This is a genomic window from Acinetobacter sp. CY79 (genome assembly GCF_059515845.1).
On record NZ_JCAKMY010000041.1, the window covers coordinates 1 to 24,352 of the forward strand.

The 24,352-nt window shown below is 40.6% G+C and carries 23 protein-coding genes; 6 read left to right on the plus strand and 17 right to left on the minus strand.

Annotation, left to right across the window (positions count from 1 at the left end):
• The first annotated feature begins 28 nt into the window (after positions 1 to 28).
• On the plus strand, positions 29 to 961 hold the full coding sequence (locus AC5YCE_RS14035) for an IS5 family transposase (protein ID WP_496171020.1): 933 nt from the start codon (positions 29 to 31) through the stop codon (positions 959 to 961).
• An 87-nt stretch (positions 962 to 1,048) separates the two neighbouring features.
• Here the strand turns inward: AC5YCE_RS14035 and AC5YCE_RS14040 are convergent, their stop codons facing one another.
• Together AC5YCE_RS14040 and yaaA are read right to left on the minus strand one after the other, a co-directional pair.
• Positions 1,049 to 1,681, minus strand: coding sequence for an HD domain-containing protein (locus AC5YCE_RS14040; RefSeq protein WP_496172455.1), 633 nt, complete (start codon positions 1,679 to 1,681; stop codon positions 1,049 to 1,051).
• Between the two features lie 60 nt (positions 1,682 to 1,741).
• Positions 1,742 to 2,521: a peroxide stress protein YaaA gene (yaaA, locus tag AC5YCE_RS14045; protein ID WP_496172456.1), complete on the minus strand. Its 780-nt coding sequence runs from the start codon at positions 2,519 to 2,521 to the stop codon at positions 1,742 to 1,744.
• A gap of 124 nt (positions 2,522 to 2,645) precedes the next feature.
• Between yaaA and AC5YCE_RS14050 the strand changes: the two genes are divergently transcribed.
• Complete coding sequence (locus AC5YCE_RS14050) at positions 2,646 to 3,275, plus strand: alpha/beta hydrolase (RefSeq protein WP_496126831.1); 630 nt, start codon at positions 2,646 to 2,648, stop codon at positions 3,273 to 3,275.
• A 71-nt stretch (positions 3,276 to 3,346) separates the two neighbouring features.
• Here AC5YCE_RS14050 and AC5YCE_RS14055 read toward each other — a convergent pair whose 3' ends face one another.
• From AC5YCE_RS14055 to AC5YCE_RS14075, 5 genes are all read right to left on the minus strand, one after another.
• Entirely contained in the window at positions 3,347 to 3,982 is a 636-nt protein-coding gene (locus AC5YCE_RS14055; protein WP_496172457.1) for an FMN-binding negative transcriptional regulator, read from the minus strand.
• Positions 3,983 to 4,057: 75 nt separating this feature from the next.
• Entirely contained in the window at positions 4,058 to 4,429 is a 372-nt protein-coding gene (locus AC5YCE_RS14060; protein WP_496172458.1) for a hypothetical protein, read from the minus strand.
• Between the two features lie 160 nt (positions 4,430 to 4,589).
• Entirely contained in the window at positions 4,590 to 6,842 is a 2,253-nt protein-coding gene (locus tag AC5YCE_RS14065; RefSeq protein WP_496172459.1) for a bifunctional prephenate dehydrogenase/3-phosphoshikimate 1-carboxyvinyltransferase, read from the minus strand.
• Between the two features lie 16 nt (positions 6,843 to 6,858).
• Positions 6,859 to 7,968 carry a prephenate dehydratase gene (gene pheA / locus AC5YCE_RS14070; protein ID WP_496126827.1) on the minus strand — a complete coding sequence of 370 codons (1,110 nt, stop codon included), beginning with the start codon at positions 7,966 to 7,968 and terminating at the stop codon, positions 6,859 to 6,861.
• A 473-nt stretch (positions 7,969 to 8,441) separates the two neighbouring features.
• Positions 8,442 to 9,584, minus strand: a complete 1,143-nt coding sequence (locus AC5YCE_RS14075) for an acyl-CoA dehydrogenase family protein (RefSeq protein ID WP_496172460.1) — start codon at positions 9,582 to 9,584, stop codon at positions 8,442 to 8,444.
• Positions 9,585 to 9,864: 280 nt separating this feature from the next.
• Between AC5YCE_RS14075 and AC5YCE_RS14080 the strand changes: the two genes are divergently transcribed.
• A complete protein-coding gene (locus tag AC5YCE_RS14080) occupies positions 9,865 to 10,863 on the plus strand; it encodes a glycosyl transferase family protein (protein ID WP_496172461.1) in 999 nt (332 codons plus the stop codon).
• A gap of 121 nt (positions 10,864 to 10,984) precedes the next feature.
• Here the strand turns inward: AC5YCE_RS14080 and AC5YCE_RS14085 are convergent, their stop codons facing one another.
• Together AC5YCE_RS14085 and AC5YCE_RS14090 are read right to left on the minus strand one after the other, a co-directional pair.
• Complete coding sequence (locus AC5YCE_RS14085) at positions 10,985 to 11,251, minus strand: YeaC family protein (RefSeq protein WP_496126823.1); 267 nt, start codon at positions 11,249 to 11,251, stop codon at positions 10,985 to 10,987.
• 2 nt (positions 11,252 to 11,253) lie between these two features.
• Positions 11,254 to 12,159, minus strand: coding sequence for an NAD(+) kinase (locus tag AC5YCE_RS14090; protein ID WP_496126822.1), 906 nt, complete (start codon positions 12,157 to 12,159; stop codon positions 11,254 to 11,256).
• 249 nt (positions 12,160 to 12,408) lie between these two features.
• Between AC5YCE_RS14090 and mrcB the strand changes: the two genes are divergently transcribed.
• Positions 12,409 to 14,808, plus strand: coding sequence for a penicillin-binding protein 1B (gene mrcB / locus AC5YCE_RS14095; RefSeq protein WP_496172462.1), 2,400 nt, complete (start codon positions 12,409 to 12,411; stop codon positions 14,806 to 14,808).
• A 146-nt stretch (positions 14,809 to 14,954) separates the two neighbouring features.
• Positions 14,955 to 15,506: a tetratricopeptide repeat protein gene (locus AC5YCE_RS14100; protein ID WP_496172463.1), complete on the plus strand. Its 552-nt coding sequence runs from the start codon at positions 14,955 to 14,957 to the stop codon at positions 15,504 to 15,506.
• A 100-nt stretch (positions 15,507 to 15,606) separates the two neighbouring features.
• On the opposite strand, the gene AC5YCE_RS14105 is transcribed toward AC5YCE_RS14100, so the two are convergent.
• Positions 15,607 to 16,512, minus strand: coding sequence for an NUDIX domain-containing protein (locus AC5YCE_RS14105; RefSeq protein WP_496172464.1), 906 nt, complete (start codon positions 16,510 to 16,512; stop codon positions 15,607 to 15,609).
• A 136-nt stretch (positions 16,513 to 16,648) separates the two neighbouring features.
• On the opposite strand from AC5YCE_RS14105, the gene hemP reads away from it, so the two are divergent.
• Positions 16,649 to 16,819: a hemin uptake protein HemP gene (gene hemP / locus AC5YCE_RS14110; RefSeq protein ID WP_496126818.1), complete on the plus strand. Its 171-nt coding sequence runs from the start codon at positions 16,649 to 16,651 to the stop codon at positions 16,817 to 16,819.
• A gap of 211 nt (positions 16,820 to 17,030) precedes the next feature.
• Here hemP and AC5YCE_RS14115 read toward each other — a convergent pair whose 3' ends face one another.
• From AC5YCE_RS14115 to AC5YCE_RS14145, 7 genes are all read right to left on the minus strand, one after another.
• Entirely contained in the window at positions 17,031 to 18,374 is a 1,344-nt protein-coding gene (locus tag AC5YCE_RS14115; protein ID WP_496172465.1) for a sensor histidine kinase, read from the minus strand.
• Between the two features lie 136 nt (positions 18,375 to 18,510).
• A complete protein-coding gene (locus tag AC5YCE_RS14120; protein WP_496172466.1) occupies positions 18,511 to 19,170 on the minus strand; it encodes a response regulator transcription factor in 660 nt (219 codons plus the stop codon).
• Between the two features lie 300 nt (positions 19,171 to 19,470).
• On the minus strand, positions 19,471 to 19,833 hold the full coding sequence (locus AC5YCE_RS14125) for a NirD/YgiW/YdeI family stress tolerance protein (protein ID WP_496172467.1): 363 nt from the start codon (positions 19,831 to 19,833) through the stop codon (positions 19,471 to 19,473).
• A 123-nt stretch (positions 19,834 to 19,956) separates the two neighbouring features.
• On the minus strand, positions 19,957 to 21,714 hold the full coding sequence (tfpB, locus tag AC5YCE_RS14130) for a type IV pilus assembly ATPase TfpB (RefSeq protein ID WP_496172468.1): 1,758 nt from the start codon (positions 21,712 to 21,714) through the stop codon (positions 19,957 to 19,959).
• A gap of 116 nt (positions 21,715 to 21,830) precedes the next feature.
• Positions 21,831 to 23,435 (minus strand): IS66 family transposase, encoded by a 1,605-nt coding sequence (gene tnpC / locus AC5YCE_RS14135; RefSeq protein WP_496171426.1) that lies wholly within the window; start codon positions 23,433 to 23,435, stop codon positions 21,831 to 21,833.
• A gap of 74 nt (positions 23,436 to 23,509) precedes the next feature.
• Entirely contained in the window at positions 23,510 to 23,845 is a 336-nt protein-coding gene (gene tnpB, locus AC5YCE_RS14140) for an IS66 family insertion sequence element accessory protein TnpB (RefSeq protein ID WP_496125721.1), read from the minus strand.
• Positions 23,842 to 24,270, minus strand: coding sequence for a transposase (locus AC5YCE_RS14145; protein ID WP_496125720.1), 429 nt, complete (start codon positions 24,268 to 24,270; stop codon positions 23,842 to 23,844). The genes tnpB and AC5YCE_RS14145 overlap by 4 nt, the downstream gene beginning before the upstream one ends.
• Positions 24,271 to 24,352 lie beyond the last annotated feature (82 nt).

The following is a 24,352-nucleotide window of genomic DNA, read 5'->3' on the forward strand; positions in this document are numbered from 1 at the left end:
AAGGCTTATTCAGCAATATAATTTCAAAATGAATAAACCTGCAGCTAAAATCTACCATACAACCAATTGGTCATCCTATAATCGAGCCTTAATTAATCGAGGCAATATTTCCATTTGGTTTGATCCAAAGACTCAGTGGTATGCACAATCACAAGGCAAGCAAGGTCGAAATCAAACCTATTCCGATACAGCGATTCAATGCTGCTTAATGATCAAATCTCTATTTCGACTCTCTTTACGCATGGTTACAGGTTTTGTTCAAAGCCTGATTAAGCTTTGTGGATTAGATTGGACAGCTCCGGATTATTCCACCCTTTGTCGTAGACAGAAGCATATTGATATTGCGATTAGCTATCAAAAAAGTAGTAATGGGCTGCATCTACTTGTAGATTCTACTGGCTTGAAGTTTCTTGGTGAAGGTGAATGGAAATGCAAGAAACATGGGTCTGAATATCGTCGCCAATGGCGTAAGCTTCACATTGCTATAGATGCTAAAACCCTGCAAATACGTGCAGTACAACTCACCACAAATGATGTCAGTGATTCTCAAGTATTTGAAGATTTACTTGCTCAAATTCCCTTGGATGAACAAATTGATTCTGTTTATACAGATGGTGCTTATGACACAAAGCACTGCCGACAACTCATTTTAGATCGAGATGCATATGCGGTCATTCCACCGAGAAAGAATGCAAAACCTTGGAAAGATCAACAAGCGAGGTCTATAGAACGCAATGAGTTATTGAAAACAGTCAAACGGCTAGGAAGATCGCTTTGGAAAAAGTGGTCTGGTTATCATTGTCGAAGTTTGGTGGAAACCAAGATGCATTGCATCAAATTATTAGGCGATAAATTAACATCAAGAAGTTTCCCTAGTCAGGTGAATGAGATTCATGCACGCATAGCGGTCTTGAATAAATTCACAGAATTAGGTCGCCCTCATACCCAAGTTGTCTCTTAAATTTAACTCAATTAGGGTAGCTCTGCCTTTCAAACCTTTGTGCAACAAAGCCGTTTTGAAGTAGAGTACAAATCAATGGGGTTGTTGCTAACTTAACTCGCCAATCGCATCATTCAAATTGAGTTTGGCTTGTTTTTCAAAGCACTGATAAAAATAACGTGTTTGAAAAATGGGATTCATTTGCTCAAACTGCTTAAGAACTTGTTTTCTTTTCACTTGGTAAATATCAAAATCTACCCAAGCATATTCAAATTGAATTTGTTGTTCATACTCTGCAAATCGTTTTGCACTACTTCCCAATATTGCTAAATCAATATCCAATAAAGTATTCAGGTCATGATCATCCGAAGGTCGATGCTTTTGTGTCGCAATAATCCATTGGTACACTTTTTCTATGTGTTGCTCAGATAAAAATTTATCGCAGACGTGCTTCATCAACTCAGCACTTTGTAATTCGTTATCTAAAGCTTTCGGATTGTAAACAATATCATGAAACCAAATTGCGGTTTCGACTGCGATAGGGTCGTTTAATGTAGATTCAACATTTTGAAAATGCGCTAAACATTCAACAATATGCTGAACGTTATGATAAGCGCGTTGCGGCTCTGTGTACGCTTTTATGAGCGTATTTAACAGAGATTGACTTAATCTTGGATCAAGAGAAAGGAGTAATGAAAAGCGCAACCAATGTGATTTAAAATTTTCCAAATCAATATGCATTGCTTACGCCTCTTCTATTCCATTAAATTTATAATAACGCTTAGATCATTAGGTCGATGATTAAGCCGCTTGTTCGTCGCGCTTAAAGACCAGCTCTCCCTTCAGAGAACTGTCTGCATCGAAATAATAGCCATCCGTGTTAAATGACTTTAAATCTTCAGCACGTTCAATTTTATTCTCAATAATATATCGAGCCATGAAACCACGTGCTTTTTTCGCATAAAAACTGATCACTTTATATTGACCATTCTTCTGATCGAGGAATACTGGTTTGATAATCTCAGCTTTAATCTTGCTTTCTTTCACCGACTTATAATACTCATCCGATGCAATATTGACCAACAACTCGGATTTTACTTCTGCAAGGTCTTCATTAATTAAATCCGTGATGATATTGCCCCAAAACTCGTACAAGTTATGACCACGAGGATTGGCCAATTTCGTTCCCATTTCTAAACGGTAGGGCATCATGAGATCTAATGGGCGCAATAAGCCATATAAGCCCGATAGCATACGCAAGTGTTGCTGTGCATACTCAATCTCTTGATCTGCCAAAGCATAAGCATCTAAGCCTGTATACACATCCCCTTTAAATGCAAACAGGGCTTGTCGTGCATTTGAAAAGTTAAAGTCTTGATTCCAATCGTTAAAGCGAGCCACATTCAATGTTGCAATCTTTTCACTCACGCTCATTAATGTTGCAATCTCAGTCGCTGAAAGCTTACGACTTAGGTCTATAAGCTGTTGTGAATGCTCTAAGAGTCTTGGTAAAGTATGTGTATCAGTTGGAAGTGTAGATTCATAATCTAACGTCTTAGCAGGGGAAATTAAGGCGAGCATAGAAACCTGATCAAAAAACAATTAAACAAACTATAACAGTAGACTTATTTTATTTCCATTTGTGTTTTTTGCCACTATTGACTGTAAAATATCCGATTCCCCCTGCTATTTAATCGGTAAATTTATGTCTGAACAAATGTTCATTCAAGGGCCTGTTGGCAAAATTGAGGTTTTTGTTGACTATCCTCAGGGCGATGTGAAAGGATTTGCTGTCGTTTGTCACCCTCACCCACTCCAAGGTGGCACCCCACAACACAAAGTACCCACGCTGCTTGCTCAAATGTTCTTAGAGCGCGGTTATGTGGTATATCGTCCAAGTTTCCGTGGTTCTGGCCAAAGTGATGGCGTACACGATGAGGGCTTCGGCGAAACCGATGATATTTTAGAAGTCATTAAACAAGTGCGTCAAAAACACATTACTTTGCCATTCTATGTCGGTGGTTTTAGTTTTGGTGCACATGTCATGGCGAAAGCATATCATTCATTACCAGATGAAATTCAACCCGAGCAAGTGATTCTCTGTGGCTTACCGACTGCAACTGTTGCAGGGATTCGCCACTATGTAACACCTGCGATTAAAGGGGATATCCTGTTTATTCATGGTGAAGCAGATGAAGTTACCTTACTTTCTGACTTGATCGAATGGGCAAAACCACAACGTCATATTTTGACGGTTTTACCCGGGGCAAATCATTTCTTCACCGGTTATTTAAAACAGTTACGTATCGCGATTACCCGCTTTTTAACAGCGTAAATTGATATCAAAAATAGACCACCAAGCGGTGGTCTATTTCATTGTTGCTCGAGTTTAAATAACAAGATGTTTTATGAGGAATGGGTTGATTCATCCAAAGCGTTTAGCATCAGTTCACTGAGCTGTGACTGACCATTTTGCTGATAAGCTGATGCAACATTTCGAACGTCTTGTTCACTTCGATTCTGACTGAGTTTGAATTTACCGATGAGATCTTTGATCTCAATTTGAACTCCAACGATTTGTTGCAACTGATCTTGGATATAATCCTGAGGTGCATCGCCCATCTTCCAAGGCTTATCTTGTTGAGCTTCATGACGTCTGGTGAGCTTAGCCAGAATGCCTCGAAGCGCTTTCTCATCTTCAATCAGACTGACCTGACCTTTGATGTGAATCACCGCATAATTCCATGTCGGCACTGTTCGATGATGTTTAAACTTCCCCTCATACCAATTGGGTGAGACATAAGCATCATTTATGGTAAATACCACCAGAGCTTGCTGTGATTGCTCTAAGCGTTGATATAAAGGATTTTTCTTCGCAATGTGTGCCAACAGAAGATGCTGATCTGCATCATATTCAAAAGGTAAATGATTGGCTTCTAGCTCACCATGAGCATGTACAATCAAACAGCCCAGTACATGCTTTTGAATTAAATCGATGAGCACTTCTGCCCTTTTTTCTTCGAATTGTTCAGGTAAATACATTTTGTACTCTAATACACGGATGAAGAATGGGTCATTGACCTATCGTTATTTCCAAACTTGTGTTTTAAATTTGAATCACTTCCAATGAAAATCCCTAAAACTTTGATCTTCTTTCAACGTGTTTTCAACCGCTTGGGCTAATTGCTTGATCACGCTTTGTGTCTCTATATTAGTGAACCAGTCTTGCGCTTCATCAGCATGTGCACTGATTTCACAGACCAACAATCCATTTTCATTTTTAACATCACAATTGACGCCAAGTCCAACTGGATGATCTTCGACTTGAACTGCCAATTGTTGTTGATCTTGTTGAGAAGAAACATCAAAACCATAACTCACCAATTCCTTGGTCAATAAATTTTTTACATAGCCTTGAGTTAATTGGCATGAATCACCTTGTGAATCGCCATGCTTTGCACAATCTGCAATAAATTGTAGTTTTCTCATTACTTCACCCAAAGGCATTTTTATTGTATGGTTTTAGCATAAGCAATAAATGCAAAACCGCCAAGCATTAAGCTTGGCGGTTTGAAAGAAATTTGCAGTATTTGGCGATTTAAGACAGCCTACTTCGACTAATGTCTTAGCCCCGTAACAGGTTTAAACCTTATGCAAGTTCTGAAACCTGAATAGAAAGTCCAGCTTGTTGCGTCAATTCAGTAAACGTCGGGAAACTCGTCGCTACCGTCTCTGTTCCCACAATTTTGATTTCACCCGAACTACGTAAACCCGCCATCGAGAAGCTCATTGCAATACGGTGATCATGATGAGATTCAATCTCACCACCTGTGAAGATTGCACCCCACTCACCAGATTGACCTTTACCCTCGATAATGATGCCATCTTCAGTTGGCGTGCAGTCGATGCCCATGGTTTTCAAACCATCAGCCATCACTTGAATACGATCAGACTCTTTCACACGAAGTTCGGCTGCACCCGTTAAGATCGTTTGACCTTCAGCACATGCCGCTGCGATAAATAATGATGGAAACTCATCAATCGCAAGTGGTACTTGATCTTCAGGCATATGAATGCCTTTTAATGTACGTGTCCCTTGAATGCGAATATCTGCAATCGGCTCGCCACCTGCAATACGCTCATTTTGAACCGTAATGTCAGCGCCCATTTGCTTCAAGATTTCAATCACACCTGTACGCGTTGGATTGATCCCAACCGCTTCAAGTGTCACATCTGAACCTTCAGTAATTGCAGCACCGACCATAAAGAATGCAGCAGATGAAATATCTGAAGGCACTTGAATTTCAGTGCCAACAAGCTTACCGCCACCTTGAAGTGAGATACGATTGCCTTCAGTTTTTACGTCATAACCAAACGCACGGAGCATACGCTCAGAGTGATCACGTGTTGGCTCTGGCTCAGTTACGACAGTTTCACCCTCAGCCCATAGACCTGCAAGCAAAATCCCTGATTTCACTTGTGCAGAAGCCATCGGTAAGTCGTAATGAATACCTTTTAAAGCTTGATTACCTGTAATGGAAACAGGTGGTGTACCACGCTCACCCGTGGTTTGAATTTGCGCACCCATTTCACGTAAAGGTTTTGCAATACGCTCCATTGGACGTTTAGTGAGTGAAGCATCACCTGTCATTACTGAATCGAACTTTTGTGCAGACAGCATGCCTGAAAGCAGACGCATTGAAGTCCCAGAGTTACCCATATAGAGTTCACCCACGGGTGCTTTCAATCCATTCATACCGACACCATGAATGGTCACTTCGCCATTTTTAGGCCCTTCAATATTGACGCCCATGGCACGAAAAGCTTGAAGGGTTGCCAATGCATCTTCACCTTCCAAGAAACCTGTGACATGCGTTGTGCCTTCTGCAATCGCACCAAACATGATTGAACGATGTGACACAGATTTGTCACCTGGCACGGTAAACTTACCTTGGAAAGATTTAACACCGGGCTGAATGGTAAATTGTTGTGTCACTTTGTTTTTCTCCATTAACGGTTTCTTAGCAAGCATATGATTAAAATGTTGGCGCGCAGCTTGCGCATTTCCAAGCAATCCCATCAATGCATGAGAATCTTCATCTTGAATCAGCTGTTTTAAAGTTTGCAGTTGGGATTCAAAGCCATCGACAGCCTCTAAAATCGCTTTCTTATTGGCAAAGAAGATATCGTGCCACATTTGTGGATCACTGGCAGCAATACGGGAAAAATCTCGAAACCCTCCCGCTGCATAGCGAAAGATATCCAAGTTATCCTGACGATTGGCCAACTGACCTACTAAATTAAATGCCATCAGATGCGGTAAATGGCTGGTATGTGCAAGAACCTCATCGTGTTTCTCAACATCCATACAAATCACTTCAGCTTTAGCAGCTTGCCAAAGTTGAATGAGTTTTTGCACAGCCCAATCCGCACTACTTGGAATCGGCGTCAAGATCACTTTATGATTGACAAACAAGTCCACTTTACCGGCATGCACACCAGTATGTTCTGCACCTGCAATCGGATGACCGGGTACAAAACCAACAGGAATCTGATCACCAAAGACAGCTCTTGCTGCTTCAACCACATTAGCTTTGGTACTACCCACATCGGTAATAATCGCATGGGCAGATAAATACGGTTTAATGGTTTCAAGAATCTTTTGTGTTGCACGTACAGGAAGTGCTAACACAATCAAATCAGCATCTTGAACTGCATCAATCGGATTATTAAAACCTGCACTGATCAGACCCAAAGCCAATGCATCATCCAAGGTTTTTTGCGATCGCGTAGAAGCCACGACTGTTTCAGCAAGCTGTCCTGCTTGAATCACTCGAGCTAGGCTTGAACCGATCAAACCCAAACCAATAAATGCAACTTTTTTAAATAACGGTTGAGACATGTGAACGCATCGTACCTTATAGCACTGCAATTGGGTAAGAACCCAATACGCGAACTTCTTTAACCAATGGACGAATTTCTTCGATCGCAGCTTTTACATGCTCTTGTTCGATATGACCTTCAAGGTCAATAAAGAACACATACGCCCATTTTTCAGGAAGTGCAGGACGTGTCTCAATGCTGGTTAAGCTAATATTATGTTTTGCAAATGGCGCAAGAATTTCTAAAAGTGCCCCTGCACGGTCATGTGCCGACACCAATAATGATGTTTTATCATTACCAGACTGCGGTACTTTTTCACGCCCAATCACCAAGAAACGTGTGGTATTTTCAGGATTATCTTCAATGTTGGTGTGTAGCGTTTCTAGGTTATATAACTGTGCAGCCGTTTCAGATGCAATGGCTGCTGAATGCCATTCGTTGCGAATACGGCGAGCTGCTTCAGCATTAGAACTCAAAGCGACACGCTCAACACCTGGATAATGCGCATCTAGCCATTTGCGACATTGCGCTAAAGTTTGCTGATGGGCATAAATCTGTTTAATACTGTCTTTACGCGTATTTTCAGAAATTAAAAATTGGTGATGAATACGTAATTCCACTTCACCAATCACATTCAAATGAGAGGCTTTGAAACAATCTAAGGTATGGTTTACCACACCTTCAGAAGAGTTCTCAACAGGCACTAAACCATAATGCGCACCACCCGCTTCAACTTCACGGAAGACTTCATCAATGGTTGGTAGCGGATGAATCACCGCATCTTGACCAAAATGCTTCAATACTGCTGAATGCGTATAAGTCCCAACCGGCCCTAAAAATGCAATACTTTGCGGAGCTTCAAGTGCCAAACACGCAGACATAATTTCACGGAATAAACGAGCCATGGTCGTATCTGACAATGGACCTTGATTTCGTGCCATAACATTACGTAAAACTTGTGCTTCACGTTCAGGACGATAAAACAGTGGGTTTTCTTCAGAAGCAAATTTCGCTTTAGCAACCGCCTCAGCAAGTTTCGCACGTCGATTAATAAGTTCTTGAATTTGTTGATCTACTGAATCAATTCCATCACGAATCTGAGCTAAATCTAAAGAATCTACTGCATTTTGATCATCGTTGACCATTGTTATGTCGCCCTGCAAAAAACGTATGTGAACAGTATAACAATAGTTAGCTTTCAAATGTTAAGCAACAAGACTTTCTAGCATTCAGTTTTAAAAATATACAGTTGATTTATTCATCAATTTTTTGAATAGCATTTATAACCAAATCACGGCACATTTTTAAATCAATATCGTTCATTCAACGAATTAGTAAATCTTCTGATTTCATTGGATTAAGAATGGAGAAGCAGAGCGTTTAAAAGGGATTGAGAGGTTTTATAAAACACTTCGACTTCAAATGATATACATCAGCGTCTAATGATGATTATGGATAATATAGCGCTCATTTATTCATTGAAAATATTGAGTTCTAGAAATAGATGGTTGGGAGCAAAAGCCTGTTTAAAACACACTTTCGCCCCCTTTCTTATAAAAATATGAAACTTTTATCCAAATCAAAAATATCGAATCAGATCCGATATTTCAATCCGGGCTTAACGCCCTAACATGCCACGCGCGACGATTTCTTTCATAATTTCATTGGTACCACCATAGATCCTTTGAATACGTGCATCGACAAAGAAACGTGAAATTGGGTATTCGCTCATATAGCCATAACCACCAAAGAGCTGTAATAGATTATCGGCAATTTTCATTTGCATATCCGTGCTAAAACTCTTCAACGCAGCCGCCGTTTCAACATCGAGCTTGCCTGCTTTATAAAGCGCTAAATTTTGATTATAAAAAGCTGCCGTCGCAAGCTCATCAATCTTCGCCTGCGCCAATACAAAGCGTGAGTTTTGGAATTGACCAATCTTTTGACCAAATGCCTGACGTTCTTGCACATATTGAACAGTCACATCAATCGAACCACGAATCGCCCCTAAAGCTGTTGCTGCAATTGCGGTACGTTCACGTGGCAGTTCTTGCATGAGATAAGCAAAACCTTGACCTGCTTGACCCAATAATTGATTGGCTGGCACTTTCACATTGTCAAAAAACAACTCTGAAGTATCTTGTGAATGTAAACCGATCTTTTCAAGATTGGTGCCTTTTTTGAAACCGTCTAAATGCGTATCAACCAACATCAATGAAACACCTTTGGCACGGGCTTGTGGATCAGTCTTTACTGCCAATACCACCAAATCAGCATGCTGACCATTTGAAATAAAGGTTTTAGAGCCATTCAGTACATAATGATCACCATTTAAAATTGCACTGGTACGCATGGCTTGTAAGTCTGATCCTGCGCCTGGCTCGGTCATCCCAATTGCACCTACGACTTCGCCTGCGACCATTTTCGGCAACCAATATTGTTTTTGTTCTTCATTGGCAATATTTAAAATGTAAGGCGCAGCAATCTCAGAATGGCAAGAGATCCCTGTAGATAATGCGCTATAGCCTGCACGTGCAGACTCTTCAACCAACATTAAAGAATATTCAGTTGGCACTCCATATCCACCATATTCTTCTGGGACATCGACACATAAAAATCCATTTTCACCCAACAATGTCCAGACTGAACGAGGCATCAATCCTTCACGCTCCCATTGCTCATAGTGAGGCGCAATATGTTCAGACATAAAGCGTTTAAAATTGTCGCGAAAGAGTTCTAGATCTGCATCGTATGCCAGCATTGTTGGATTCCTTATCTTAGTTATTACATTTTTTGCTTGTTAAGTTTCTGGGTGATTACATGTGTTTTTGATTCTGTCCAACCGAATCCTAATCATTTTTTCCATAAAAGTCATGAACGCAAAGGTACAATTTCTTCCGACAAAATAGTCATAAAATACGTTATACCAAAGCGATTTATAAAGAGTCATTGACGATACGTTTAATTCAGTCGAGATATTTAATTCACAGCCCTATTCATGCTAATGTCTTGGTCTATCTTTGATTGAACATTCCAGCTTTATGAATAGCAAAAGAAATCTCTATAAGGACTTTGAACATCCTTTTGCCCAATTTGTCCGTATTGTGGGTAAAGGTAAAAATGGTGCTCGTTCACTTACTTATGACGAAGCCTATCAAGCCTTTAGTATGATTTTGAAAGATGAAGTCCTGGATGTCCAACTTGGTGCATTTCTGATGTTGTTACGAGTCAAAGAGGAATCTGTAGATGAATTAACTGGTTTTGTGCGAGCTACCAAAGATCAACTCAACCTTAAAACCATTGAAGTGGATCTAGATTGGTCATCTTATGCAGGAAAGCGTAAGCACTATCCGTGGTATTTACTGGCCGCTCTCACTTTGGCTCAAAATGGTTGTCGAATCGTGATGCATGGTGCTGCGGGTCACACTTTGAATCGGGTCTATACCGAGCAAGTTTTAGAATATTTAGATTATCCAATTTGCCGTACCGATGATGAAGTTGAAGCCCAAGTCCAACAGCGTCATTTTGCTTATATTCCTTTAGAAGCATTTGCACCGATTTTGAGTGATTTAATCTCACTTCGAAATGTCATGGGTCTACGCTCACCTATTCATACACTCGCTCGCTTAATTAACCCATTTAATGCAAAAGCCACTTTACAGTCGATTTTCCATCCTGCTTATCGTAGTTCGCATCAACAAGCTGCCTTTCAATTGGGCTATAAAAATAGTGCGGTGATTAAAGGTGAAGGTGGAGAGTTTGAGCGCAACCCTGATGCCAAAACTTTAATTTGCGGAATTAAAGAAGGTGAACTTTATGAACATGAACTGCCTAAATTAACCCCTGATCGCAGTCCAATCGAAGAGGAACTCGATTTAGAAACATTCAAACAAATCTGGTTAGGTCAACAAAATCATGAATATGGAGAGCTCGCAGTAACTGAAACCATAGGCATTGCTTTATATACGATGGGTGAGGCAATCACGTATGAAGATGCCATGCTGAAAGCAAATCAACTGTGGCTAAATCGAAACAAATAAGCTCTCTGTTAATGTTAAGAAGTCATCAACTCAATAATAAGCCCAAATTTGATCAATGCCTGAAATAAAAAAGACACCTTTGGGTGTCTTTATTAGTTCAATCGATGTTTGGTGTGAAAAATTAAACAAACTTGATCGGTTGAAATTCAGGTTCTGGTACATGTGAATCGCACTCATCCCCTTCTTCTTTATGCCCTTTGTCGATATAACCAGAACGCTCATTTTCAGGTAAATTCTGTGCTTCCCATGCAATCACCGCTTGCATAGAAGTCTGACGTTGCTCTTTCGTTAAAACAACACCATTGGGCCATTTTCCAATTTCGACAGCTGTTCTTAAACGCGCAACAATATCTGCGTCCAATACAGCGAGCATTTGTTCAATATTCATGGTCAATCCTGTTGCTGAAATGATTCAAAATCTTGATTCCATCCTAATTTGGTACGACATGCCATATAAAAGTCATACCCCGGCGGATGTAATAACGCCAGTTTAAACGGATGCTTACGAATATGTAAGCTATCTCCAACATTCAATGAAACACTATGCTGACCATCGGCACTGACCATCGGTAAAACACGGTTTTCACGAATTTGGATCTTTATTTCGCTTTGCCCACCGACAACAATCGGTCGTGAAGACAAAGTATGTGGATGCATTGGAACAAGGGCAATGGCATCCATACTTGGATGTAAAATTGGTCCACCACCAGATAATGCATAAGCTGTAGAGCCAGTCGGGGTCGATACAATTAAACCATCACTGTGCTGACGATAGACAAACTGACCATCAATATGCAGGTCAAAATCAATCATGTGAACCGATTTACCTGAGTGTAACACCACATCGTTTAAGGCAATTGCATCGTAGATGATCTCGTTGTTTTTACGCACTTCCATTTCCAAAAGAAAGCGTCGATCTAACTGAAACTCACCTTTAAGCACTTGATCCAATTTAAACAGCACTTCAGTCGGTTTGATATCGGTTAAAAAACCCAAGCGACCACGGTTTACACCGAGTACTGGCGTATTAAACTTGACCAATGCACGAGCAGCATGGAGTAGCGATCCATCACCACCCACCACGATGACCAAATCAACCACTTCACCTAATAAAGCCCGACTCACCGTCTGAGAATTTTCATAGGGAACAAGTTTAGCCGTTTCAGAATCGAAGACTGGATGTAAGCCTAAACTAACTAAATGATCATGAATCAAACATAAAGTATCCACCACAGATGACTTATCTGGGCGACCAATGAGTCCAATATTACGAAATGTCTTGGCTAAAAGATGCACGTATGCAAAAGCTCCGAAATGATTAAAACTATAATAACACTATCATTGTGCGACTTACATATTTCAACTGAGTTTCAAATGTAGCTTATGCGCATAAAAGACTGACAAAGTCATCCTTTATAATGAAAACATGCTTTAAGCCGATGATTAATTAAACAACTTATTTCATTAAATTCACAGATTCATTATTGCAAAAAAATGAAAACATTCGCATGATTGGTGAAAATATTCGGGTTATTTCTTTAATTTATGAAATATGAACGTGGAATTGGCTTTATTGCTTTAATTTTCTCTTTGCTCATCATTGCGGCATTTATTGTTTTTAGTATTTATCTGATTCGTCTCGATAATATCATTCGCGATAAATTTGAGGGTAATCGTTGGGATATTCCAGCAAAAGTGTATGCGCGACCGTTAGAAATTTATGCAAATGCACCGGTTGAGCAGGCAGATTTTCAAAAAGAGCTTGGCTTACTAGGATATAAAAATTCAGATAACTACACCAAGTCTGGTCAATATCTGGTTCAAAATAATACCGTTTATGTACATACACGTGGTTTTGACTACGGCGATAGTGTTGATCCAGAACAAATTTTACAAGTCTCATTTACTGAAAATCAAGTTGCTGAAATTAAAGCGACTAAGCCCTCAACCACAGGGATTGCACGTTTAGAGCCGATGCTGATTGGCGGAATTTATCCTCAGCATAATGAAGACCGAGTGCTGATTAAACTCAATAAAGTACCGAAACCTTTAATTGAAGCTTTGATCGCCACTGAAGATCGCAATTTCTATCATCACCATGGCATCTCGATTCGTGGGACTGCACGTGCTTTAGTCAGTAATGTGACTGGAGGTCGTCGTCAAGGAGGTTCTACCCTCACCCAACAGTTGGTTAAAAACTTCTATTTGACCCCTGAACGTACGTTGAAACGTAAAGTCAATGAAGCGATGATGGCGGTTCTTCTTGATTTTCATTACAGCAAAGATGAGATTCTTGAGGCTTATTTAAATGAAGTGAATTTAGGGCAAAACGGTAGTTATTCAATCAATGGTTATGGTTTGGCATCGCAATTCTATTTTGGACTGCCTCTTCGTGAGTTGAGTATTGCTCAACAAGCATTTTTGGTCGGTTTAGTCCAAGGTCCAACACTCTATAATCCGTGGAAAAATCCTGAAGCAGCAATTAAACGTCGCAATATCGTATTAAAAAACATGGTGGTCATGGGTTATTTAACCCAAGAAAAATATGAAGTCGAATCAGCAAAAGCTTTGAATGTGATCGATAAGCCAAACGTAGGCCCGGCTCGCTTCCCTGACTTTATGGACATTGTCCGCCGTCAATTAAAAACGGAATATCAAGAAGGTGATTTAACCAATCAAGGTTTGAAGATTTTTACGACTCTAGATCCAATTGCACAGACCAAAGTTCAAACGACGTTTGCAGAATCAGTGGCTCGTTTAAGCAAAGCCAACCCAGCACGCCTTAAAAATTTACAAGGTGCAGTATTGGTTTCTCGTCCTGAAAATGGTGAGCTGATTGCCGCAGTAGGCTCAACAGGATCATTTACTGGCTTTAACCGTACATTGGATGCAAAACGCCAAGTCGGTTCTTTACTGAAACCTGTGATTTATTTGAGTGCATTAGAGTCTGGTCGATACACTTGGGCAAGTCGTGTTGAAGATAATCCGATTAGCATCCCTATTGAAGGCAATAAATCTTGGACACCCAAAAACTATAGCGGTAGTGGCAATGGTTACGTGCCGATGTTGCAAGCTTTAGCAAATTCGTACAACCTGTCTGCTGTTCGATTGGGTCAGGAATTTGGTTTATCGACCTTTAGTAATCAGCTGATCAAATTGGGCGTGAAATCCCAAGTTCCAAGTTATCCGTCTATCTTCCTTGGTGCTGTAAATATGTCACCGATGGAAGTAATGAGCATTTATGGCAACTTCGCAACAGGTGGTTTTAGTTATCCAACCAAATCGATTCGTACAGTCGTAGATTCAACAGGTCGTGTATTGGATCGTTATAACTTAAATGTTCAACAGACCATCGATCCATCGGCTGCCTATTTATTGAATTATGGCTTACAACGGGTGATGTCATCTGGTACAGGTAAATCGGCATATAACAGCTTACCAACAAGTTTAAATCTTGCAGGTAAATCGGGTACAACCAATGATACACGTGACTCATGGTTTGCAGGATATTCAGGCAATCATATGGCTGTGGTGTGGCTTGGTTTAGATGATAATAAAGTGACAGGTTTAACAGGTTCGTCAGGTGCACTTCCTGTTTGGACCAATGTAATGAAACAATTACGTCAAAAACCCGTCAACTTACGACAGACCCATGATGTGCAATGGCATTGGGTTGATACCTCTACAGGTGAACTCTCTGCGCAAGGATGTGAAGGTGCATTGTATATTCCAATGTTACAACATACTGTGCCGAAACGTGCAACTGCATGTGGTTTGCCTCATTATCAAGTCGAACCGACATATACTCCAGACGGTGCTACAAGTTCTGAGGCTGTAACAGAAGATAGTATCGAAAACTATATCCGCGAAAGTGAAAGCAACATGGAACAAGAACTCTCTGAGTCGAATGGACGTGTGATTTCCAGCGGAAGCTTTCAACAATAATTTTGCATTAGGCTAGGTCTATATAGACTTCGCTTAAATGTAAAATTTAGTGAAAATTTTACGCCTCAACCCTCATTTATATTATGGTTGAGGCGTTTTTATTTTCCTCATGATTTTTTTAGCTTGATACTAAAGAGTGCTCCATTATGTTACGTCAATTCAGTGTCATTACATTAACCGCAATACTCTTGGCTGCTTGTCAAATGGCACCGCCACATACTCAATCACCTGCAAAATCATCTGAAAAAACTCAAGAACAGCAAAAAGGTGTCACGACACCTGATGGCATTAAAATCACGCCGTATGACCGCCCAGAGATTCAACGTGAAAAAATTGTTATTCCTACACAACAGTCGCAACAGCGCTTTGATGATGGTCGTAATCTACCCGCCTATCAGCAATTGATTAAAAATACGCATCATGCATTTAAGCAAGCCAAATGGGATGAAGCTGAAAAAAATGCTTTAAATGCGCAACGACTAGCCCCACAAAGTCCTGAAGCTTTCATGTACTTAGCCATGATTGCCAATCATAAAAATCAGGCTAAAAATGCAGAGTCGCTTGCACGTCGTGGTTTGAGTTATGCGCAAACAGATGCAATGAAACGACAACTTTGGATGGTGATTTTAAAATCAGGTCAGCTACAAAAGAAGCCTCAACTGATCCAAGAAGCGCAAAACAAACTTCAATCTTATTAAGTTTGTTTTGCTTTAAGTGGAGCTGAATTTAACTTTTTTAATTGAAGCTTATTGAACGTATTTTACTTTAATTGATTCAACTCAATTACCATTGGTATGATTAGAATTGACTGATTCCTACTACACCATATGCGCCATGCGCTTGGGAAATTTTAAGATCACAGGGACTCAATCCTCCTAAAGCAAACACAGGAATATTGACATTCTTCACGAATGTCTGAAATTGCTCCCACCCTAAAGGCTTTGTATCAGGATGAGTTGCTGTCTGAAGTACAGGGCTCAAAATAACCGCATCAAATCCAAGCTGTTCTGCTCGCTCTAGACTGACCACATCATGACAAGCCGCGATTGTTCTTATGCCGATAATGCGATCTGAATGACTCAAGTTCATCAATTGATCTTGTTTGTAGTGCACCGCTGAGATTTTTTTTTGAATAATTGGTGATAATTGTTTCCATAGATCAATATTCAAAATTAAATGATTTAATTGCTCAGCTGAGAGATTCTCGATTTCTAAAATAAGATCTGCTGAAGCTTCACCACTTTGTCGAAGATACATCAGTGAATCAGATGCCAGCTCATCTACATCTAAAAGTTGGTTACTCACCTTAATCAAATGCAACCAATCCAATCTCTCAATAATCGCATCGTTGGCTTTCGGGAAATTCAACTGCCTCAACTGCGAACGCTCATACCACGTCCATGGTTTTTGAATCTGTTGAAGTTGTTCAGCTTCAACAGTTGCATGAAATAAATGCAAATGCACATGAATCTCTTCGTATTCGTGTTTGATTACATCAAAACGATGCCATTGTTGAATGCCAATTCCAACTTCTTCAAACACTTCTCGAGTACAGGCTTGTTCAGGCGTTTCACCTGACTCAACCTTCCCCCCTGGGAATTCATGTTTATTTCCTTGATGTTGTTGAGCCTGTCGCCATCCAATCAAAACTTTGGATTGGTGCAGAAGCATGCCTATAGCCACATTTACAATCGGTTTATTCATCATCAGACACTTCGAACGTTTACCGAATTGTAAGCAATTTTAGTTTTTTTATAAATAATAATAATTATCATTGACAGGCCTATTCGATAATGATTATCATTTAAACCGTTCCCCAATATACCACGGAGTCGACGGAATGAACGCACCATTTAGCTTATTTACCCGTAATACTGAATCTCACCAAGCATTGCCAATGCTTCATTCCAACAACCTTTTTTCACTTGGACGTGAAATTCGAATTATGCATGCAGGCGAAGAGTACCGACTGCGTTTGACCCGCAATAACCGACTCATTCTAACCAAATAAAAATTAGAATAAGCACCATAATAATAATCGTGGACATAAGCAGTATGAATCAGCGCATACTGCTTTTTAGTCATTGAACCTCACTTTTTATTCTTAATATCAATTCCCTGTTGGAATACATATTCCATTGATCTTCAAGCATTCAATCCATATTCAAATCTTAAAATTATCAAACAATAGAGTTAGAATTTTACGGCGAAACTATTTCAATTCATTCAAAACCTTTTGGTAGATGAACAATCACTTCTAGTCCACCTTGAGACGGATGATTAAACTCTATACTGCCCTGATGCAGTTCAATAATTTTTTTGCATATCGATAGCCCTAAACCTGAACCTTGAGTTTTCGTCCCTAGCTCACGGTAGAAGCGCTCCCCCATACGCGTGATGGTTTCTTCTGAAACGGGTTCACCACTATTTCGCACGATAACTTTGGCAGTTTCTTGATGTTGTTCTACACCAATATGGATCAAGCCATTTTCAGTACTATAACGAATGGCATTGTCGATAATATTGCGTACACAACTGAAAATCAGCTCTGGATTGGCTCGAATAATCGTTGATGTAACATTCAAATCCACACGGATATTTTTTGCATTGGAAAAAGGTTCTAAGGCTTTCAGCACATCAATGATGATTTGCTTCAGATCAACATGAGTACGCGGTAGTGAATCTTGTTGACTTGGATCCAAACGAGCCAAAAGTAATAAATTTTCGAGCACATTCGTTCCACGACTTACATCCACTTGAATTTGATCTAAGTCATCTGATATTCCTTCATTCTGATATTTACGCTTGAGTAGTTGTAAACGCATTTGAATGGCGGAGAGCGGAGAGCGCAGTTCATGCGAGGCATCTGAAGTGAAACGTTGCTCTGCTAGTAATGATTGATCTAAGCGCATCAGCATCTGATTCAGTTGCTTGACCATCGGTTGAAGCTCTTTAAATTCCGGTTGATCTTGAACAATAGGTGTTAAATCCTGCGCTGTTTTTTCTGAGATATCGCGAGATAATCGATGAATCGATTTGAATTGTTTTTTAACCGAAAAATATAAGATTAACCATTGTAACAACCACAAGATCAACAGAATGATCGCAAAACTTAAAACACTTTCCAGTACAGCATGAAACCGAACCTTAATCGGTTGATACATTTTCAAGGTTTGATCATCATTAGTCATGCTATAAACACGTACCAAAGCGCCATCAATCCAAGCTAATCCCAAATGGTCATGCTGAAAAAAGATGGGATAGCTTTGATTCCATTGAGGGTCGAACTCATTGGATTGGGTTAATAACTCTTGCTGATAAAACAGTTGATACTGTATTTCAAATTGCTCACTGAGTTCATCTACTTCAGATCCTGAACGACTGCTCAAATCAGAAACCAACAACATATCTGAAATCTCATCCATGATTTCATCTTGAATGGTCATTGTTTGGTAAATCGTAAGCGCAAAGAGCAAAGTCAATGCAATCAGCCCTGCAAGCACAGAACTCAAAACCGACGTTTTGACCAGTTTATGTTGTAGAGAAACTGCAGATCTTTTCGGCATTTTAGTACCCTTCGGCATCATCATCATGACCTACGAAAAAAAAGACAAACTTAAAAACTAACAAACTTGGAATTTGAAAGGTTTATAGATCCAAGCTCTAAACCATCATTGAATCCAATTTAGATTACAAAAGGACTTATTCTTGATTCATTTTATAACCTAGCCCACGTAATGTTTTGATCCGCTTAGCACCAATTTTTTTACGTAATTGATAGATAAACACCTCAATCGCATTACTTTCAATTTCATCGCCCCATGCATACAGTGATTCTTCAAGTTGTTCACGAGTCAGCACATACTCTGGTTTTTGCATAAGTTTATATAATATTTGAAACTCTTTTGCTGTGAGGTTTACCGCTTGACCATCCATCAACAAGGTCTTTGCTTGAGTATCTAAAACTAAGTTCGCATAATGAATCTGATGTGAAATCACAGATTGTTTCTGGCGTAGCTGACTGCGGACGCGAGCAGATAACTCTTCCAAGCTAAAGGGCTTGACCAAATAGTCATTCGCCCCTAAATCTAAGCCATCCACTCGATCGCTAATACTGTCGCGTGCGGTAATAAAAATCACGGGTGCATCTGATTGTTTGGCACGAAGCGCTTTTAAAATTTCATCGCCCGATGCTTTAGGTAAGCCACGATCAAGTAGTAAACAATCATATTGATGTTGCTCTAATGCGAGAATGGCGTGATCACCTCGCTCTACCCAGTCCACACTGTAACCATCCATCTCTAGCCATGACTTGATACTTTCAGCTTGAGAAATATCATCTTCAGCCAGTAAAATGCGCATGTTTCATGATCCAATATCGTTATGTTTTTAGATAAGTTTAAGTCTTTAACATAGCATGTATCTCAGGTCTACTTTATTCATGTGACAAAGATTTAGGACTTATCTCAAATTCACAAGCCTGAGTATTAAAGAGCTTGAGTAGGACTTTGAAGCACCTAAATATGAAAAAACCACATATCAGGATATGTGGCTTTGATTGATGAACGAGTCTCATTGAAAGTCATCGTTCATCATGTCGTAGAATTAGCATTCATTTTAATCTGCAAATTTAAACCATCAGTTTAAACAGTCACTTAGCGCTTAAAATACGACTTGATCTACATCAACCTCGACACGCTTAGTCGGTTTGTAATCGACATCGATTTCACCAACAATAGTCACAGGTGTTTTTGCAGAGATTGGTTTACCTTGCCACAATTCATCATCAATATCGACAGTGATCGTGCCTGTGTTATCGCGGAATTGATATTTTTCATCACCCACTGACTTCACGATATACCCTTTTAATTTCACTTTGTTATCATCTTTCAACGTCAACGCATGTTTAACCGACTGTGTCGTGGTTGGTGCAATCGCCCCTTGGTTCACTGTGGTATTCGCCATTGCAAAAGTCGTTGCACCAATTAAAGCTGTAGCCATCAACGTTTTAGAAAATAAGTTCATGTGATTTACCTCTTGTGTTGTTTGTCTATTTGATGAAGCTATTAAAACAAAGCAAGATGAGGTGAATCTTAAGAAATCCTCAGATTCAAACATAATTTAAAAATAGTTAAAAAATAATTCCAATTAATTCAGCGGAACAACCCTTAATACTTCTTCTAATGTGGTTTGCCCTGCCAAAACCTTACGTGCGCCAGCGATTCGCAAAGGTTCAACGCCTTCTTTCTTCGCTTGTTGGCGGAGTTGATCCAAAGTCGCGTTAGCACTAATTTTTTGCTTGGTGTCTAAAGTAATCGGCATAAACTCGTAAAGACCAACACGTCCTTTATAGCCTGTATGTCGACAGGCTTCACAACCCTTAGCTTGATAGATCTGACTTGGCATTTCCATCACATAATCAAAGGTCAAATGTTCCCATTGTTGAGCATCAATATTACCCATCTCTTTACAAAGTGGACAAAGCTGACGTACTAGACGCTGTGCCAATACCCCTAAAATGGTTGCTGAGGTTAAAAATGGCTGTACACCCAAATCATACAACCGTGTCAAACTAGAAGGTGCATCATTGGTATGTAAGGTCGATAAAACCAAATGCCCAGTTAATGCAGCTTGGATCGCCATATTCGCTGTATCTGCATCACGAATCTCCCCGACCATGATAATGTCTGGGTCTTGGCGCATCAGTGATCGAACACCATCTGCAAAACCTAAGTCGATACCAGTATTCACTTGCATCTGATTAAAACTGGGTTCAATCATTTCAATTGGGTCTTCAATAGTACAAACATTGACTTGCTCAGTCGCGAGCTGTTTTAAAGACGAATACAAGGTAGTGGTTTTACCCGAACCTGTAGGGCCAGTCACCAAAATAATGCCATGACTGTGTTTGGTTACTTCATTCCATTGATTCAGTAATTTATCGCCAAAACCTAACTGTTTAAAGCTTCGAACTAACACTTCAGGATCAAAAATACGCATCACTAACTTTTCGCCAAAAGCTGTCGGCAACGTCGATAAACGAAGCTCTGTTTCTTGACCTTTAGGCGTACGTGTTTTTAAGCGACCATCTTGAGGACGGCGTTTTTCTGCGACATTCATGCGACCTAAAATTTTAATGCGTGAAATGACCGCAGTCAGTGTATTTGCAGGCATGTTGTAAATCGTATGTAATACGCCGTCGATACGAAAACGCACTTTGCCTTTTTCTTTACGCGGTTCAAGGTGAATATCACTCGCGCCTTGCTCAAAAGCAAATTGGAGTACCCAATCGACCAGCTTAACAATGTGCTGATCATTGGCGTCTGGGTTTTGTGTATCCCCCAATTGTAATAACGCTTCCACACCTTTATTTTCACGTTCATAAGCAGATGAATTTTGCGATGAATTTACAGCACGACTGACTTGATAATATTCAATCAGATAACGTTGTAGTTGCTCAGGGCTGATTAAGACTTTTTCAATTTTTTTGGGGCTTAAACTTTGTTGCAGATTGTTTAGCCAATCCCCAATATAAGGTTGGTCAGTTCCAATCAATACCTTATCCGCTGTGACCTCAACAGCCAGAATCTTATTTTTAACCGCAAATTCTTGTGACATGACAGCGGTTAAAGCTGCAACATCTGCTTTTAGTGGGTCAATCACATAGAGAGGAATATTGGTTTTGAGCGACAACCATTGACACAGGGTAGATAAGGTCAAACGCTTTTCAGGTTGTGTCTGATCACTTAAATTAAAATGGCTTATCCACTGTAATGGGTGCCATTTCAACTGTTCTCTTTGACGGTGTGTGGTTTGAACTAATAATTTATCGCGTTCAGAAATACGTCCATCGCGTTGTAATTGTTCTAAACACCATGTTGTATCTATTTCAAAATTAAAGTTCATTTTTATTCGCCCCAAAACTTATGCAAACTATAACAAATTGTTGGAGATACAATAAAACCATTTGCATAGATATCTTTAATTTGCAGTAAACATCCGCTGAACCCCATTGCTATGTTTTAACGGGGTTCAGGTTTCCAGCGGTGTGGCAGTAATTCTTCTATTTGAGTCACTTTATGTGTCGGCAACCTTTTCAGCACATCACTTAAATAGGCATACGGATCCAGCCCATTCAGTTTTGCTGACTGGATTAAAGTCATGATATTTGCCGCTCGCTGACCACTGCGCAGCGAACCTGCAAATAACCAGTTCTTACGCCCCAAAGCCCAAGGCCGCATTTGATTCTCTGCCCAATTATTGCAAATAGGTAGATTGCCATCATCCAGATAACGGCTTAAGGCTTCCCAACGTTTTAGGCTGTAATTGATGGCTTTAGCAGTTGCAGAGCTTAAGGGTACTGCAAGTTGATGTTGTGTCAGCCATTCATACAGTTGCTGCATAACAGCTTGACTATACTGTTGCCGGTACTTATAGCGTTGTTCTGCTGTACCGTCGGTATTTTTTCTTATTTCAGCCTCTATCGCATAGAGCTTCTGAATCAAGAACAAAGCCTGTTCTGCAATCTGACTTTTTCCAGTCACATGCAACTCATGGAATTTACGACGTGCATGCGCCATGCAGCCCACCTCAATGACCTGACCTGATCTAAAGCGTGCTTTGTAGCCACTGTAATCATCACAGACCAGATGACCCTGCCAGCCTTTCAGGAACTCTTCAGCATGCTGACCTGAACGGCTATCCTGAAAGTCATAAATCACGGCTTGAATTGGATTATATTGAGTTGTTGCATAAGCCCAGACATAACCTTTCTTCGGTTTTTTATCTTTATCATCCATCCGCATGATGGTGACAGGTGTTTCATCTGCATGAATCACCGCTTGCTGTAGGATCACCTTCCTTAATGCATCGGTTAGGCCTTCTAACTCTACACCACAGCGACCTATCCAGTCAGATAAGGTTGATCTGGACAGATCAACACCTGCGCGTAGAAAGATTTGACGTTGACGGTACAGTGGTAAATGATCGGCATATTTAGACACCAGTACATGGCTAAGCAGTTCAGGTGCAGCGATTCCTTTCTCAATCACATAGGCCGGCATTGCTTGTTGGGTCAGTGTGTCACATTGATCACACACCCATTTGCCACGCACATGCTGTTCCTTATAGAACTGTGCCGGTCTGAAATTCAGTTTTTCACTGATATCTTCGCCAATACGACGCAAGGTGCAGCCACAAGCACATTGGGTTGATGCAGGTTCATGCTCAATACGGAGGGTTGGCAGGTGATCTGGCAGTGGTCGACGTTTAGGTTTGTTGACTGGGGCTTTCTGCGCAGCTGCATTGGTTTTATCTGCATTCAGCCGTTCCAGTTCCAGATCAACCGCAGCAATATCTTCTTCGACCGCTTCGTCCCATAGATGGATTTGTTTTGCGCTTAGATGTTCGTTTTTACTGCCGAATTTATGCTGTTTAAATAGCGCAAGCTCATGCTCGTATTTTTGATTAAGAATGGAAAGATGTTGATTCGTGACTTCAAGATGTTGAACTTTGGCATCTAATTGTTGTTTATCTTCTGCGAGTTGTTGATGCTGCAGCGCCAACTGCCGGGTAAATTCCAGCAGTTGTTCATGGGTCAGTTGGCTTAAATCAGGCAGCGTATTCATGACCGCAGTATGGCTGAGATCATGAATATGTGTAAATAAAACGTTTGGAGAATAGCAGAATGGATGAGCTTGGTTTAGAGCATATTCACCACCTGCTGTAAGCCGATTCTCTGCCAGGGCAGACCCTGAATTAACGCCTGTAACTGTTCCGGGCTGATCGCCACGGTTTCACCCTGGTGAACCTGAGCCCAGTGAAATTTGCCCTGTTCCAACCGCCGGGCACACAGCCAGATGCCCAGTCCATCATGCACCAGTACTTTCATGCGATGGCCACGTTTATTACAGAACAGGTAGGCGCAGTGTGGTTTGATATAGCCAAATGCTCTCAGCACCTGAGCCATGGCAGTATCCATACCTGCACGCATATCCATCGGCTGGGTAGCAAGCCAGATTTCATCGATACGGATCATTTGATCAAGCCCTGAATTAAAGGCAGTAATTCCTTTGCCGATTCCACCGGCCAGTCGATCTCGATCATCTGATCCCGTGCGGAACCTTGTTCCTTATGCAATGGAATCCTGATATGAGCGACAGCATTCTTCTCTGGCACAGGTGGCGGAGGTGCTTCTTGTCTGACTGGAGTCGGGTGAAGAATGATGGGAAGAAAGTCGGTCTGTGGACTGGATGGGCTTTTTAATGCAGGGGGCATTGATCTGGACTGGCGAATCCATTTATGCAGCAGATTGGCATTGATCTGATGTTGCATTGCAACCTTAGCTACTGACGTATCTGGCTGCTGGCAAAGCTCGACCAGGTACTGTTTAAACTCAGCTGCGAAGATTCTGCGGGTTCTTTCTGTCGTTTGTTCAGTGTCTATAAAAGTGTCTAAGGCCATAAACATAATGTCCATTTAATAAATAATGGACACTATCGGGATATTGAGCAAATAAGAAAAGTGGGGTTCAGCGGACGCTTAC

Excerpts from the sequence above, each read along its gene's own strand:
- AC5YCE_RS14035 (WP_496171020.1), top strand. The coding sequence starts at position 29 with ATGAATAAACCTGCAGCTAAAATCTACCATACAACCAATTGGTCATCC.
- AC5YCE_RS14040 (WP_496172455.1), bottom strand. The coding sequence starts at position 1,681 with ATGCATATTGATTTGGAAAATTTTAAATCACATTGGTTGCGCTTTTCA.
- yaaA (WP_496172456.1), bottom strand. The coding sequence starts at position 2,521 with ATGCTCGCCTTAATTTCCCCTGCTAAGACGTTAGATTATGAATCTACA.
- AC5YCE_RS14050 (WP_496126831.1), top strand. The coding sequence starts at position 2,646 with ATGTCTGAACAAATGTTCATTCAAGGGCCTGTTGGCAAAATTGAGGTT.
- AC5YCE_RS14055 (WP_496172457.1), bottom strand. The coding sequence starts at position 3,982 with ATGTATTTACCTGAACAATTCGAAGAAAAAAGGGCAGAAGTGCTCATC.
- AC5YCE_RS14060 (WP_496172458.1), bottom strand. The coding sequence starts at position 4,429 with ATGAGAAAACTACAATTTATTGCAGATTGTGCAAAGCATGGCGATTCA.
- AC5YCE_RS14065 (WP_496172459.1), bottom strand. The coding sequence starts at position 6,842 with ATGTCTCAACCGTTATTTAAAAAAGTTGCATTTATTGGTTTGGGTTTG.
- pheA (WP_496126827.1), bottom strand. The coding sequence starts at position 7,968 with ATGGTCAACGATGATCAAAATGCAGTAGATTCTTTAGATTTAGCTCAG.
- AC5YCE_RS14075 (WP_496172460.1), bottom strand. The coding sequence starts at position 9,584 with ATGCTGGCATACGATGCAGATCTAGAACTCTTTCGCGACAATTTTAAA.
- AC5YCE_RS14080 (WP_496172461.1), top strand. The coding sequence starts at position 9,865 with ATGAATAGCAAAAGAAATCTCTATAAGGACTTTGAACATCCTTTTGCC.
- AC5YCE_RS14085 (WP_496126823.1), bottom strand. The coding sequence starts at position 11,251 with ATGAATATTGAACAAATGCTCGCTGTATTGGACGCAGATATTGTTGCG.
- mrcB (WP_496172462.1), top strand. The coding sequence starts at position 12,409 with ATGAAATATGAACGTGGAATTGGCTTTATTGCTTTAATTTTCTCTTTG.
- AC5YCE_RS14100 (WP_496172463.1), top strand. The coding sequence starts at position 14,955 with ATGTTACGTCAATTCAGTGTCATTACATTAACCGCAATACTCTTGGCT.
- AC5YCE_RS14105 (WP_496172464.1), bottom strand. The coding sequence starts at position 16,512 with ATGAATAAACCGATTGTAAATGTGGCTATAGGCATGCTTCTGCACCAA.
- hemP (WP_496126818.1), top strand. The coding sequence starts at position 16,649 with ATGAACGCACCATTTAGCTTATTTACCCGTAATACTGAATCTCACCAA.
- AC5YCE_RS14115 (WP_496172465.1), bottom strand. The coding sequence starts at position 18,374 with ATGCCGAAAAGATCTGCAGTTTCTCTACAACATAAACTGGTCAAAACG.
- AC5YCE_RS14120 (WP_496172466.1), bottom strand. The coding sequence starts at position 19,170 with ATGCGCATTTTACTGGCTGAAGATGATATTTCTCAAGCTGAAAGTATC.
- AC5YCE_RS14125 (WP_496172467.1), bottom strand. The coding sequence starts at position 19,833 with ATGAACTTATTTTCTAAAACGTTGATGGCTACAGCTTTAATTGGTGCA.
- tfpB (WP_496172468.1), bottom strand. The coding sequence starts at position 21,714 with ATGAACTTTAATTTTGAAATAGATACAACATGGTGTTTAGAACAATTA.
- tnpC (WP_496171426.1), bottom strand. The coding sequence starts at position 23,435 with ATGAATACGCTGCCTGATTTAAGCCAACTGACCCATGAACAACTGCTG.
- tnpB (WP_496125721.1), bottom strand. The coding sequence starts at position 23,845 with ATGATCCGTATCGATGAAATCTGGCTTGCTACCCAGCCGATGGATATG.
- AC5YCE_RS14145 (WP_496125720.1), bottom strand. The coding sequence starts at position 24,270 with ATGGCCTTAGACACTTTTATAGACACTGAACAAACGACAGAAAGAACC.